The 13,158-nt window shown below is 53.2% G+C and carries 12 protein-coding genes and 2 pseudogenes; 7 read left to right on the top strand and 7 right to left on the bottom strand.

Translation table 11 applies throughout. The features are described from left to right. Positions 1 to 22 precede the first annotated feature (22 nt). Positions 23 to 376 carry a DUF2502 domain-containing protein gene (locus NI40_RS15965; protein ID WP_023308717.1) on the bottom strand — a complete coding sequence of 118 codons (354 nt, stop codon included), beginning with the start codon at positions 374 to 376 and terminating at the stop codon, positions 23 to 25. A 127-nt stretch (positions 377 to 503) separates the two neighbouring features. Further along, a complete protein-coding gene (mgrA, locus tag NI40_RS15960; protein ID WP_039263691.1) occupies positions 504 to 1,502 on the bottom strand; it encodes an L-glyceraldehyde 3-phosphate reductase in 999 nt (332 codons plus the stop codon). A gap of 184 nt (positions 1,503 to 1,686) precedes the next feature. Here mgrA and ipdC point away from each other — a divergent pair, with 184 nt between their 5' ends. Then, the gene (gene ipdC / locus NI40_RS15955) at positions 1,687 to 3,345 is read left to right on the top strand and encodes an indolepyruvate decarboxylase (protein ID WP_039263690.1); all 1,659 of its coding nucleotides are present in this window, start codon (positions 1,687 to 1,689) and stop codon (positions 3,343 to 3,345) included. On the opposite strand, the gene NI40_RS15950 is transcribed toward ipdC, so the two are convergent. Next, positions 3,346 to 4,581, bottom strand: coding sequence for an ion channel protein (locus NI40_RS15950; protein WP_039263689.1), 1,236 nt, complete (start codon positions 4,579 to 4,581; stop codon positions 3,346 to 3,348). Between the two features lie 205 nt (positions 4,582 to 4,786). Here NI40_RS15950 and glk point away from each other — a divergent pair, with 205 nt between their 5' ends. Further along, complete coding sequence (gene glk / locus NI40_RS15945) at positions 4,787 to 5,752, top strand: glucokinase (protein WP_039263688.1); 966 nt, start codon at positions 4,787 to 4,789, stop codon at positions 5,750 to 5,752. Between the two features lie 35 nt (positions 5,753 to 5,787). Here glk and NI40_RS15940 read toward each other — a convergent pair whose 3' ends face one another. Beyond that, entirely contained in the window at positions 5,788 to 6,519 is a 732-nt protein-coding gene (locus NI40_RS15940; protein ID WP_033146137.1) for a LytR/AlgR family response regulator transcription factor, read from the bottom strand. A gap of 3 nt (positions 6,520 to 6,522) precedes the next feature. After that, positions 6,523 to 8,229 carry a sensor histidine kinase gene (locus NI40_RS15935; RefSeq protein WP_039263687.1) on the bottom strand — a complete coding sequence of 569 codons (1,707 nt, stop codon included), beginning with the start codon at positions 8,227 to 8,229 and terminating at the stop codon, positions 6,523 to 6,525. A 119-nt stretch (positions 8,230 to 8,348) separates the two neighbouring features. On the opposite strand from NI40_RS15935, the gene NI40_RS23995 reads away from it, so the two are divergent. Together NI40_RS23995 and alaC are read left to right on the top strand one after the other, a co-directional pair. Then, positions 8,349 to 8,597, top strand: coding sequence for a hypothetical protein (locus tag NI40_RS23995; protein ID WP_127353318.1), 249 nt, complete (start codon positions 8,349 to 8,351; stop codon positions 8,595 to 8,597). An 18-nt stretch (positions 8,598 to 8,615) separates the two neighbouring features. Beyond that, positions 8,616 to 9,854, top strand: coding sequence for an alanine transaminase (alaC, locus tag NI40_RS15930; protein WP_023308710.1), 1,239 nt, complete (start codon positions 8,616 to 8,618; stop codon positions 9,852 to 9,854). Positions 9,855 to 9,906: 52 nt separating this feature from the next. Here alaC and ypdK read toward each other — a convergent pair whose 3' ends face one another. Together ypdK and lpxP are read right to left on the bottom strand one after the other, a co-directional pair. Then, the gene (gene ypdK, locus NI40_RS23990; RefSeq protein WP_099458937.1) at positions 9,907 to 9,978 is read right to left on the bottom strand and encodes a membrane protein YpdK; all 72 of its coding nucleotides are present in this window, start codon (positions 9,976 to 9,978) and stop codon (positions 9,907 to 9,909) included. Between the two features lie 357 nt (positions 9,979 to 10,335). After that, entirely contained in the window at positions 10,336 to 11,256 is a 921-nt protein-coding gene (gene lpxP, locus NI40_RS15925) for a kdo(2)-lipid IV(A) palmitoleoyltransferase (protein WP_024907634.1), read from the bottom strand. A 12-nt stretch (positions 11,257 to 11,268) separates the two neighbouring features. On the opposite strand from lpxP, the gene NI40_RS24150 reads away from it, so the two are divergent. The 3 genes and pseudogenes from NI40_RS24150 to NI40_RS24400 all read left to right on the top strand — a co-directional run. Next, positions 11,269 to 11,409, top strand: a complete 141-nt coding sequence (locus NI40_RS24150; protein WP_162531704.1) for a hypothetical protein — start codon at positions 11,269 to 11,271, stop codon at positions 11,407 to 11,409. Between the two features lie 632 nt (positions 11,410 to 12,041). Then, positions 12,042 to 12,371 (top strand): annotated as a pseudogene (gene tssB, locus NI40_RS24405) (type VI secretion system contractile sheath small subunit); the annotation flags it as partial. Next, positions 12,370 to 12,648 (top strand): annotated as a pseudogene (locus tag NI40_RS24400) (VasL domain-containing protein); the annotation flags it as partial. The pseudogenes tssB and NI40_RS24400, both read left to right, overlap by 2 nt. Between the last annotated feature and the right edge of the window lie 510 nt (positions 12,649 to 13,158).

The raw sequence follows: 13,158 nt of genomic DNA, 5'->3' as shown, positions 1-13,158 counted from the left end.
AGCCGGGAGGCTCCTTTTTGCATTAATGGTGACCGTGGCCATGACCGTGGCCGCGTCCTTTCCCGCCGCGATCCCAGCCGCCGCGACGGTCGTCACGATCGTTCCAGCCTTCACGGTAGCCGCGCTCATACGCGTTGTCTTTATACCAGCCGCGGTGCCTGCCGTTATCATGTTTCCACCAGCGGTCTCCGCGCCACTCATAGTGACGGTTCCAGTAGTCACGGTCGCGCCAGTAGCCACCGTCCCAGTATCTGCCGTAGTCGTCACGATCGCCAATTTGTAATTTTACTGATGGCAACAGGGTGATTTCGCCCGCATTGGCGATCAGCGGGGCTGAAGCCAGTAATACCGCTGCAAGAATCAGTGACCTGAACATACTCTTTCTCCTTCACGATCGGGGCCCTTGTGGGGCCTGTTAACGCAATATTACGAGTTGGTAAAGCCTCGTTTCATCGCCTCAACTCCGAATTCCTGAGCGAGAGCACTTTTTGCTAAAAGTGATTCTATTTTGAGCTGTTCAGAATCGTGTCAATACGGACAAGTTCTTCCGCAGAGAAATGGCGGTTTTCCAGCATCCCCACGGCATCATCAATCTGGGCCGTTTTACTTGCCCCAATCAGCACTGACGTCACGTTCTCATGGCGTAATACCCAGGCCAGCGCCATCTGGGACAGCTTCTGACCGCGCTCTTCCGCCATGGCGTTCAGCTTTCTTACCTTCTCCAGCTTCTCTTCGGTGATCTGGTCAGGGTTCAGGAACTGACTGCCGCTTGCCGCGCGTGAGTCTGCCGGAATGCCGTTGAGATAGCGGTTGGTCAGTTGTCCACCGGCCAGCGGTGAGAAGGGAATGCAGCCGACCCCTTTTTCCTGCAGCACGTTTAGCAGTCCCTCTTCCGGCGCACGCTCAAAAAGGGAGTATTTCGGCTGGTGGATCAGGCAGGGCGTACCGAGATCGTCAAGGATATCAATCGCCTTGCGGGCCAGTTCTGCAGGGTAGTTGGATAACCCGACATACAGGGCTTTTCCCTGGCGCACCGCATGGTCAAGCGCTTTCATGGTTTCCAGCAGCGGCGTTTGTGGGTCAGGACGGTGATGATAGAAGATATCCACATACTCCAGCCCCATGCGCTTCAGGCTCTGATCGAGGCTTGCCAGCAGATATTTGCGTGACCCCCAGTCGCCGTAAGGGCCATCCCACATGGTATAACCTGCTTTGGTAGAGACGATCAGCTCGTCGCGCCAGGGCAGGAAATCCTCCTGCAAAATACGGCCGAAATTACGTTCGGCCGATCCCGGCGGCGGGCCATAGTTGTTGGCAAGGTCGAAATGCGTAATGCCCAGATCGAACGCGCGCTGTAAAAGTTGACGGCTGTTTTCGATAAGCGTGGTGTCGCCAAAGTTATGCCACAGCCCAAGCGAGATGGCGGGCAACCTGAGTCCGCTTTGCCCGCAGCGACGATATTCCATTGTCCGATAACGATTTTTGTCCGGCTGATAACCCATTCTCATGACCTCTGGCGCTGAAGAAAAAATCAGTGTATGCGTTTACATTAACGCGAAAAAAAGCAGCATAGCGCAGCCTTTTTTGTAAAGCATTCTTTCCATGCTCTTCTTATCGCCAATTCTGGACAGTCATCACGCTTATTTAATACTCAAGGTGAGGTCAACATTAGAAGGATACCTGTTCATGCGTACCCCATACTGCGTCGCCGATTACCTGCTGGACCGTCTTACAGATTGTGGAGCCGATCATCTGTTTGGCGTGCCGGGCGACTATAACCTGCAGTTTCTCGACCATGTGATAGACAGCCCGGATATCTGTTGGGTGGGCTGTGCCAACGAGTTAAACGCCTCCTATGCCGCGGACGGATACGCCCGATGTAAGGGCTTTGCCGCGCTGCTGACGACATTTGGTGTAGGAGAATTAAGCGCCATGAACGGCATTGCGGGCAGTTACGCTGAGCACGTTCCGGTACTGCATATTGTGGGCGCGCCGGGTACGGCGTCACAGCAAAGAGGAGAGCTGCTGCACCATACGCTGGGCGACGGTGAGTTTCGTCATTTTTACCATATGAGCGAACCGATCACCGTTGCACAGGCGATCCTGACCGAACAAAACGCCTGTTACGAGATTGACCGGGTATTAACTACCATGCTCCGGGAGCGTCGTCCCGGCTATCTGATGCTGCCTGCGGATGTGGCAAAAAAAGCCGCCACGCCTCCTGTAAACGCTCTCACTCTCAAACACGCGCATGCCGATAGCGCCTGCCTGAAAGCGTTCCGGGATGCCGCTGAGAACAGGCTGGCCATGAGCAAGCGTACTGCGCTGCTGGCCGATTTCCTTGTCCTGCGCCATGGCCTGAAGCATGCCCTACAGAAATGGGTCAAGGACGTGCCGATGGCACACGCCACCATGCTGATGGGTAAAGGCATATTTGACGAGCGTCACGCCGGTTTTTACGGCACCTACAGCGGTTCGGCGAGCGCCGGTGCGGTAAAAGAGGCGATTGAAGGGGCAGACACGGTGCTGTGCATCGGGACGCGATTTACCGATACCCTGACCGCCGGCTTCACGCATCAGCTAACCCCGTCACAAACAATTGAAGTTCAGCCTCATGCCTCACGCGTCGGTGACGTCTGGTTTACCGGCATCCCCATGCTTCAGGCAATCGAAACGCTGGTAGAGCTGTGTAAACAGCACGTGCACGATGCGCCGGTACCGTCGTCTCAAAGTACGATGGAATATCCGCAGCCGGATGGCTCGCTGACGCAGGAGAATTTCTGGAAAACGTTGCAGACGTTTATCCGCCCTGGAGACATCATCCTTGCGGATCAGGGCACCTCGGCCTTCGGCGCGATCGACCTTCGTCTGCCGGCTGATGTGAATTTTATCGTCCAGCCGCTGTGGGGATCGATCGGCTACACCCTGGCCGCAGCGTTTGGCGCGCAAACCGCCTGCCCAAACCGGCGCGTGATTGTGCTGACGGGGGATGGCGCGGCGCAGCTCACCATCCAGGAGCTTGGCTCGATGCTGCGGGATAAACAACACCCGATTATTCTGGTCCTTAACAACGAAGGGTACACGGTGGAAAGAGCGATTCACGGGCCGGAACAGCGATATAACGACATTGCGCTATGGAACTGGACGCAAATCCCGCAGGCCCTGAGCCTTGATCCTCAGGCCCAGTGCTGGCGGGTCAGTGAAGCGGAGCAGCTGGCGGATGTCCTTGAGAAAGTGGCGCACCACGAGCGGCTCTCGCTAATTGAGGTGATGCTGCCGAAAGCCGATATCCCGCCGCTGCTGGGGGCGATTACTAAAGCGCTGGAAGCGCGCAATAGCGCCTGATTACTTGTCGTTTCGCCAGGCCATCATCATCGGTTTGCCCGCCAGCAGGAGCCAGGCGGGCAACATCACGATACAGAGCAGGGGGAAAAGCGTCGAATCGGGTACCACTACCGCCGCCATAAACAGGCTGAGCCAGGCGTCGCGCGTGACCACCAGAACCAGCCCCAGAATAGAGCAGGAGACGGTAATGGCCGCAGGCACCGCATCGACGTGTTCGTGCAACATCAGCCCCAGCGCTACACCGACAAAGACCACCGGGAAGATGCGTCCACCGCGAAAACCGCAGGCTGCAGCCACCACCAGTGCGGCCAGCTTAATCACGGCAAACAGCAGATAGTCGGAGACGCTAAACACCTGGCTGAAGGCCAGCTGCTGCATCTCATCCAGACCTTTGAACAACGTCACCGTTCCGCCGATTGCCCCTAAAATACCGAGGATCAAACCACCAGCCCCCAGAACTAACACCGGGTGTTTGAGTTTATGCATCAGCCGGTGCAGGCGAGGAAGACACCATACCGCTACCATTCCCAGCGCGATGGCGATCGCGACGACGATGGCGCCGCTGAAAATATCGGCTATCTGCATCTGGCCGTAGTGGGGGAGAGAGAGTGAGAAGTGGGGATGGAAAAACAGGCTGGTCGTCAGCGCGCCGGCGGCTGCTGCCATCAGCGGAGCAAACAGCTTATCCCACAGCGGGACGTCGTTATTGCCGCTGAGCGTCTGAGAAAAGATCAGTGCGGCAGCGACGGGCGTGCCGAAAAGTGCCCCGATGGTGCCTGCGGAGGCGAGGATGGTCCAGTCCAGCGCGCCGACGCGGGGCAAAATGCGTGAACCGAGGAAAACCGCCAGGCCAATATTCACCGCCATAATCGGATGCTCCGGCCCCAGGCTGACGCCGCCGGCCAGACCGATAATCAATGCAATGAGCAGCCCGGGCAGTGCCGAAGGGGGAACCGGGGCGCCAATCAGCGGTTCCTGCGCCGGATCGGGGCCGGCATGGCCGGGACTGAAACGGATCACCAGGCCTACCGCAATACCGGTTAACGTCAGCATCACAACGATCCAGGCAGGGGAATCAGCATTGACCCCCAGTTTTGTCGGAAGCGCTGTCCACAACATGGCTTGCAGCACCGACGCGACTTTCATCACGACAATGAGCACCAGACTTGAGGCCACGCCAATAATTAGCGTCGGAATTGCCAGCAACAGCATGGTTCTGGCTCGCGGGTGGAGCATGATGATTTCCTTGTACAAAACGGTATTACGTTACTTTGCACATTAAGCTTTATGGCAATAGTGCAAAAGGTGCTGAAACGGTAAAGTTATTCTGTGACGAAGATCGATAATCCATGGGCATTCACCTTATGGCCGTTGTTGTTATCACGCCTTGAATTTACAGTGTCCCAAAGATTTATTTTGACTTTAGCGGAGCAGTAGAAGAATGACAAAGTATGCTTTGGTAGGTGATGTGGGCGGCACGAATGCGCGCCTCGCATTGTGCGATGTTAGTAGCGGTGAGATTTCCCGGGCGAAAACCTATTCCGGGCTGGATTATCCAAGCCTTGAGGCCGTTGTCCGCGCCTATCTGGAAGAGCATCAGGTGAGCGTTGAAGACGGCTGCATCGCGATTGCCTGCCCGATAACCGGCGACTGGGTCGCAATGACCAACCATACCTGGGCATTCTCTATCGCCGAGATGAAAAAAAACCTCGGTTTTTCCCATCTTGAAATCATCAATGACTTTACCGCGGTGTCCATGGCGATCCCAATGCTGAAGCCAGAGCATCTGATCCAGTTTGGCGGCGCTGAACCGGTCGAAGGCAAGCCGATTGCGGTTTACGGGGCCGGTACAGGCCTCGGCGTGTCGCATCTGGTGCATGTTGCTCAGCGCTGGGTGAGCCTGCCGGGTGAAGGCGGCCACGTAGACTTTGCGCCAAACAGCGAAGAAGAGGGCATTATCCTCGAAGAGTTACGCGCTGAGATCGGCCATGTCTCCGCCGAGCGCGTCCTTTCAGGTCCGGGGCTGGTGAACCTGTATCGGGCGATTGTGAAATCAGACGGGCGTCTGCCGGAAAACCTGCAGCCGAAAGACGTCACCGAACGCGCGCTGGCGGACAGCTGCATTGACTGCCGTCGTGCCCTGTCGCTGTTCTGCGTGATCATGGGACGTTTCGGCGGCAACCTGGCGCTGACGCTGGGCACCTTCGGTGGGGTCTATATCGCGGGCGGGATCGTACCGCGCTTCCTCGACTTCTTTAAAGCCTCGGGCTTCCGCGGGGGGTTTGAAGATAAAGGGCGTTTCAGAAGCTACGTGCAGGACATTCCGGTTTATCTGATCGTGCATGATAACCCGGGACTGCTGGGTTCCGGGGCCCATCTGCGTCAGGTTCTCGGTCAAATCCTCTGATGCAGAGCCCTCTCCCGCGGGAGAGGGCGTTTTCTTTACAGGTGCATCAGCTGACGAAACTCTTTTACCTTGCTGCGGCTTACCGGCACCTGAAAATCCAGATCCTTCAGACGCAAAATGTAGGTGTTGTTAAACCACGGTTCGATCTCGCGGATCTTATTTAAATTCACGCAAAACGACCGGTGGCAGCGGAAAAAGTGGGCAGCCGGGAGCTTGCTGCAGAATTCGGTAATGTTCATCGCCATCACGTACGATTCCCGCCGCGTATAGACAAACGTCATCTTTTCGTGCGCTTCGGCGTAATAGATATCGTTGACCGGCGTCACGATGATGCGCTCGTCTTTGACCAGATTAATGGTGTCGTTTTCGCGTACCGTTGGGGTGGCGCTAGCGGGAGCGGTCTGCTGCTGCCAGGCGGCCTCCAGCTTTTGCAGCATGCTGACAATCCGCGACTCCTGATAAGGCTTAAGAATATAGTCAAACGCCTCCAGCTCGAAGGCCTCTACGGCGTGCTCTTTCCAGGCGGTAACGAAAACGATAAACGGCTTATGGGCAAACTGATTGATGTTTTGCGCCAGCAATACGCCATCCAGCGACGGGATATTGATATCCAGGAAAATCGCATCGACCCGGTTATGCTGCAAAAATTTCAGTACGTCCAGACCATCATCAAACGTGCCCACAATCTCCATCTGGCTGTGGGTTTTGATAAGCCAGGTGAGCTCCTGCTGAGCCAGGAATTCATCTTCTACGATGATAACTTTCATGGGTTACTCCACCTGGGGCAACAGTGATGTCGTCGTATGCGCGCGCGAGCGCTCATTCGGGACGTAAAAAGCAATTTCGGTGCCCGGCTCAAGACGTTGAATATGCAGCCCGTCGCCGTAAAGCAGCTTGACCCGGTGGTGCACGTTCAGCAGACCGATTTTATTCCCCGGCATCTCGTTAGACTCCACGCGCTCAATGACTTTTGGATCAATCCCGTGGCCGGTATCGCGCACGGCAATCCGCACCCGGTTGCCGCTTTCGGTGACGCTGATGGTGACGACGCCTTTGCCTTTACAGGGCTGAATACCGTGAACAATCGCGTTTTCGACCAGCGGCTGGATAAGCAGGCTCGGGATCACGCAGTTGACCTCTTCATCAATATCGTAAATGACCGTGAGCTTGTCGCCAAAGCGGGCCTGCTCAATCGCGATGTAGTCCTTGATCTGATACAGCTCTTTTTTGATGTCGATCTGCTCGTCATCTTTCAGTTCGATGTTGTAGCGCAGATAGCGCGACAGGTTAAAAATCAGCTGGCGCGCGGTGTCCGGATTAAGGCGAATGGACGAGGAGATAGCGTTCAGCGCGTTAAACAGGAAATGGGGATTGATTTTACTCTGCAGCGCGCGCAGTTCCGCCTTATTTGCCATCTCGCGCAGCTGTTCCGCCCGCGAAACCTCAAGCTGGGTGGAGATTATCTGCGACAGGCCGATGGCCATCTCCTGCAGCGTCGAGGTGATCTGATGCGCGTGGCAGTAATAAATTTTCAGGGTGCCCGTCACGACGCCTTTCTCCCACAGCGGGATGACCAGCATCGAGTGGATTTCCGGCGTTCGGTGGGCTTCATCATTATTTTTAATAATGATTTTACCGTAGTTAATCGCCTGTCTGGTGGTCGGGCTTATGGTGTCATCGTTGTCGCGATAGTTGTGCTCCCCGACGCCAACGTAGGCCAGCACGTGATCAATATTGGTGATGGCGACGGCGTCAGCGTGGATGTCATGGCGAATGATCTCGCAGACCTGACGCAACGATTCCGCGTTAACGTGGCGGAAAAGCGGCAGCGTTTTGTTGGCGATATCCAGCGCCAGCTTGGCCTGACGGGCGGCGCTGGCCTCTTTTTCCCCTTCAACGCTTTGCACCAGCAGCACGATAAAACCGATGCACACGCTGCCCAGGATCATCGGAATACCGATTTTCGAGACGATATCCAGCCCCAGCTCGGTGGTGGGAGCCCAGACGACGACCAGGATCATGGTCAGCGTTTCGCACACCATGCCTGCGACGATCCCGGCGCGCCAGCGCTGTTTTTTCGGGATTTTGCGGCTGATCCAGCCGGAAAGCACCCCGGCGATAATGCTGGTGATAAAGCACGGCACCGCCGTTACGCCACCGATATCAATCAGATAGCGGTGCGTCCCGGCAATCAGGCCGGTGATGACGCCCACCCACGGACCAAACAAAATTCCGCCGGACATGACGGCGATAATGCGCACGTTAACCAGCGAACCCTCTACCGGCACGCCGGACCAGGTGCTGAACAGGGCGAACAGCGAAAAGATGGCGGTAACGGCCAGCAGCTCTTTTGGCGAGTGGGCTGATTTGTGCAGCAGCTCGCGAAACAGGCGAATGCGAATGAGGAAGAACAGGCAAATCAGCATTAATGCCGCACGGTCAAAAACCGCCAGCAGCATAGTGAATATTTCGTGCACGAGTAGACCTGGGAAAACGGGAAAGGACCATGATAAAAAACCTGGCGCGTATTGACCAGCTATCCGTCAGGTTTATCAAATGAGGAAAAACCATAATTTTGAAAGGGGATTATCTGGCGATGACCGAGGCGTCCTGTTTTTTTCTGAACGGCGCATCGTCAGGTTACTGGTTTGATATCATCCTGTTAAATAACAGCTATCAGACAACCGATCCCGAAACAGGGGCTTCCGCTTTTAGGCGCAGCCGGGTTCCGGTTTTTAGTCGAGCGCTTTTTTTTCATTTCCCTCTCGACAGCATGATTTTTTTCAGGTTATTTTCTAAACATGCCACATCGGTGGCAGCGTCGCTCGGACGGTCCGGGCGCTAACGTTAATCTGAGGAATCTATGGCTGAATTCAGTCCTGAACGCCGTTTTACGCGTATCGATCGTCTCCCCCCTTATGTTTTCAATATCACTGCTGAACTGAAAATGGCTGCGCGTCGGCGCGGCGAAGATATTATCGATTTCAGCATGGGTAACCCTGACGGCCCAACGCCACCGCATATCGTTGAAAAGCTCTGCACGGTTGCCCAGCGCCCGGATACGCACGGCTACTCGACCTCTCGCGGTATTCCCAGGTTACGTCGCGCGATCTCGCGCTGGTATCAGGATCGCTATCAGGTTGATATCGATCCGGAAAGTGAAGCTATTGTCACCATCGGCTCGAAAGAGGGGCTGGCACACCTGATGCTGGCCACGCTGGATCATGGCGACACGGTGCTGGTGCCTAATCCAAGCTACCCGATCCATATCTACGGCGCGGTGATTGCCGGTGCGCAGGTCCGTTCTGTGCCCCTGGTGGAAGGTGTCGATTTCTTTAACGAACTGGAACGTGCGATTCGCGAAAGCTATCCGAAACCTAAGATGATGATCCTCGGTTTCCCGTCGAACCCAACGGCGCAGTGCGTGGAACTCGATTTCTTCGAGAAAGTAGTAGCCCTGGCCAAGCGTTATGACGTGCTGGTGGTTCACGATTTAGCCTATGCAGATATCGTCTATGACGGCTGGAAAGCCCCGTCGATTATGCAGGTCCCGGGCGCGCGTGATGTGGCGGTAGAGTTCTTCACCCTGTCGAAAAGCTACAACATGGCGGGCTGGCGTATTGGCTTTATGGTGGGTAACAAAACGCTGGTGAGTGCCCTGGCGCGCATTAAGAGTTACCACGACTACGGTACCTTCACGCCGCTGCAGGTCGCCGCTATCGCTGCCCTGGAAGGCGACCAGCAGTGCGTCCACGAGATTGCCGCCCAGTATAAGCGCCGCCGCGACGTGCTGGTAAAAGGGTTGCATGAAGCGGGCTGGATGGTGGAAATGCCGAAGGCGTCTATGTACGTCTGGGCAAAAATTCCGGAGCCCTATGCGGCGATGGGATCGCTGGAGTTTGCTAAAAAGCTGCTTCAGGATGCAAAGGTGTGTGTCTCGCCTGGCATTGGATTCGGTGATTATGGCGACACCCATGTGCGATTTGCCCTGATTGAAAACAGTGACCGTATTCGTCAGGCGGTGAGGGGTATCAAGAGTATGTTCCGGGCCGACGGCCTTCTGACCTCAAAGAGCGTCGCTGAACATCCCGCGTCGTCATGACATAAAAAAACAGGAGCCGATGGCTCCTGTTTTTTTGACTGCATGTTCTTCACTAGATCATCAGGGCAAAGGTTCCGGCCCAGACTAAAACAATCACCGAAATGCCCATAAAGAAATATTTCACGTTTCATCGCTCCGCGTATCTTGTGGTACGCATTTAAAAACAGAGTCCACCTGATTATAGAGAACTGAAATCCGGTCAAAACGGAAATGAGAATTTTCCCGTTATGCCGTTAACTCCAGCTCAGAATTCTGTGCTTTCCTGTTGCCAGACGGCGCTAATGTACGCTTAAAAATGAGGGGTGACAAGAGGGATTTTTTTAAATAATTTCCGTTACTTACGAGTGTCGTGGAACGGCGACAGTTTGATTTCACTTCGCAATAAATTCACTTTGGGCGACGCATTGAAAGACAATTACTCAGCGGGAAGACAGGTGATTGAAAAGGTTAGTTTCTTAGCGAAACTAACCTTCATGAAGGGCTAAATATAGAGCGAGGCTTCGCCAAGAGGGCGGGTTTTGAAACGACGATGCATCCACAGATATTGCTCTGGCGCGCGCATGATTTCAGTTTCGATGACTTTATTGATAAACGCGGCCGCTTCGCACTCGTTTTCCGGATAGTTAGCCATTTCCGGGGAGATGTGCAGGCGGTAGCCTGACTTATCTGCTTTTCTCACCATCGTCACGGTCAGCATGGAGGCACCAGACAGACGTGAAATGACAAAGGTGCCGTTAGTCGTCGCAACGTCTTTCACCGCAAAGAAAGGCGCAAAGCTGCTGCCTTTACGTCCATAATCCTGATCGGGGGCAAACCAGACGGCCTCTCCTTTCTTGAGAGCACCGACCATACCGCGCAGGTTATTACGGCTGATCATCGCCTTATTGGAACGCATACGGCCTCGCGTCTGCACCCATTCCATAAGCGCACTGTTGTGCGGTCTGTAGGTTGCCATCATTGGCTGGCAAAGCCCCATCACGCGGCCGCCCAGCTCCAGCGACATAAAGTGAACGCCGACGACCATCACGCCGCGTTTTTGCATCTGCGCGCGTTTAAGGTTATCCAGGCCTTCCACGTCAAACCATTTGCGGACACGTTCATCTGGCCAGAACCATGCCATGCCGGTTTCAAGCAGCGCCATGCCGATAGACTTGAAGTTTTCAGCGATGAGTTTCTCACGCTCCTCTGCATTGTACTGCGGAAAACAAAGCTCAATATTTTTACGCGCGATGGATTCGCGACGTTTCAGGAAAACGCGGGAAGCGCTGCCCAGTTTTGACCCCAGCAAGCGCAGGACAGGGTACGGAAGTTGAACCAGCAACCAGAGTACGCCAAGGCCAAACCATGTAAACCAGTAACGCGGGTGTAAAAACGCACGTTGAAATTTGGATTGAGACAAAATAGTAGAACCTATGTGAAGCCTGTAAAGGTAGCGCAGAGTTTGCGATACGACGTGCCGATAAGACCGTTCTTCAAGGTGATGGTTGCAGGCTTTACCGAACTTTACGGCGGCGTTGCCTGGCCACTGCTGATTTGGGCGGGCGGCGTAATGTAGCACCGTTATACGATATGTGCTATTACTCGTTTTTGATTAAAAAAGCGGCGATCCGGGAGGTGTTTGATTTTACACTGTATAAACTCCAGAAGGGAGAGCAGCTTTCATGCCTGAGGGGAGAACTGAAGTCTTTGCGCAAGGAGGAGTGGGCCGACAAAAGAGCAGCAGTGTTTATTTTCGGACCCGCATCTACATTTTATTTTCCTTCGAATAATAAATAAGAATTTTCTTTATGAAAATTCTTATTTATTATTCATGTCATCAATCAATTCGTCACTCTTCTTCATTCATTAACCTCTGTCATTTATCTGCTTGCAATAACCTGTTGCCGTTCCTCCATCTTTTTTTAATATCATGTTGTGATACAAATCAAAACAAGATGGTTTTATTAGCATCTCTCTGGCTGCGATCCTTCTTACGGTACAAATATTCGCTTTGCGTGAAAAAAGCAGTGTCTTTCCCTGAGCTGAATGGATAATCCGTAATAATATAATAGTGGAAAATTCTTAAGAAATTTCTCATTGCGGATAAATGATCTGTGTATTTGATTTTGCATCGATCATTATTCTAATATTGCGCATCAAGAACGATACCGTGAAGTTGGCGTAGCAAAAACACAGAGGGATGATGAGATGGCTGACAGTTTTCAGAATGAGGTGCCTAAGGCACGTATTAACCTGAAGCTTGACCTGCATACGGGCGGGGCAAGCAAGAAAATGGAATTACCGCTTAAATTACTGGTTGCGGGTGATTTCAGTAATGGACAAGAGTCTGCTCAAATATCTGAGCGTGAGAAAGTTAACATCACGAAAAATAATTTCGACAGTGTTCTTTCTGAATACTCCCCAAAACTTAATCTAACCGTTAAAAATACGCTCTCTGATGATGGTAGTGAGGAAAATGTTCAGCTGACTTTCCAGAGCATGAAAGATTTCACGCCAGAGCAGGTTGCTGCTCAGATATCAGGGAATGATGACGCTTCAGCAACTGAGTCATCGGCTGAGTAGTCTGGACGAGCAAAAAGGAAAATACATCACGGTAAGCGAGCTTAAATCGGTAGTTTTTTCGACTATACAGTCATTTAACCAGACGATACCGGCTGAAGAACAACTCAGGCGCCTGTCACAGCATCCAGCAGGAGATGCGCTTCCTGAAGCAGAAAAGACTCAACTGGAGTTGCGTCTTAAACAGCTGGCAACGCGTTACGCTCAAATAAAACAGGATTCTTCTGCTCAGTGAACTCTGGCGGTAGACAGACGAATGTGCTGAAAAAAGCGGGAGGGTAAAATGTCCCCTGCATAAATAGAACCTGGTGTGTATGTTGTTGAAATATATTATTAATTTAATTTATCTTCTATAAAGTTATACACCTAATTATACACATCAATAAATGCTTGTGTTTTCATCCGAGATGGAGGCATTCTGCAACGCCTCCAGCCTCCAGCCTCCAGCCTCCAGCCTCCAGCCTCCAGCCTCCAGCCTCCAGCCTCCAGCCTCCAGCCTCCAGCCTCCAGCCTCCAGCCTCCAGCCTCCAGCCTCCAGCCTCCAGCCTCCAGCCTCCAGCCTCCAGCCTCCAGCCTCCAGCCTCCAGCCTCCACTTTACAAAATGTTACAAATTCATTCGTCAAATTTGATGATTGTCAGTAGTTAACAACCGTTTTCAATGGTTGTCGCTCGTTAACATTCAGTACTCCTCAATATTATTCACCACTTATTATTATTCAATAATTTTGAATGAATTGTCATGGG

Origin of the sequence: Enterobacter sp. E20, from assembly GCF_000801755.2 — a bacterium.
In the GTDB taxonomy this organism is placed as follows: domain Bacteria; phylum Pseudomonadota; class Gammaproteobacteria; order Enterobacterales; family Enterobacteriaceae; genus Enterobacter; species Enterobacter asburiae_B.
The sequence above is the reverse complement of the archived record's forward strand: the minus strand, read 5'-3'. Positions and strand labels throughout refer to the sequence as shown.

Coding starts and splice junctions, on each gene's coding strand:
- NI40_RS15965 (WP_023308717.1), bottom strand. CDS start 376: ATGTTCAGGTCACTGATTCTTGCAGCGGTATTACTGGCTTCAGCCCCG.
- mgrA (WP_039263691.1), bottom strand. CDS start 1,502: ATGGGTTATCAGCCGGACAAAAATCGTTATCGGACAATGGAATATCGT.
- ipdC (WP_039263690.1), top strand. CDS start 1,687: ATGCGTACCCCATACTGCGTCGCCGATTACCTGCTGGACCGTCTTACA.
- NI40_RS15950 (WP_039263689.1), bottom strand. CDS start 4,581: ATGCTCCACCCGCGAGCCAGAACCATGCTGTTGCTGGCAATTCCGACG.
- glk (WP_039263688.1), top strand. CDS start 4,787: ATGACAAAGTATGCTTTGGTAGGTGATGTGGGCGGCACGAATGCGCGC.
- NI40_RS15940 (WP_033146137.1), bottom strand. CDS start 6,519: ATGAAAGTTATCATCGTAGAAGATGAATTCCTGGCTCAGCAGGAGCTC.
- NI40_RS23995 (WP_127353318.1), top strand. CDS start 8,349: ATGACCGAGGCGTCCTGTTTTTTTCTGAACGGCGCATCGTCAGGTTAC.
- alaC (WP_023308710.1), top strand. CDS start 8,616: ATGGCTGAATTCAGTCCTGAACGCCGTTTTACGCGTATCGATCGTCTC.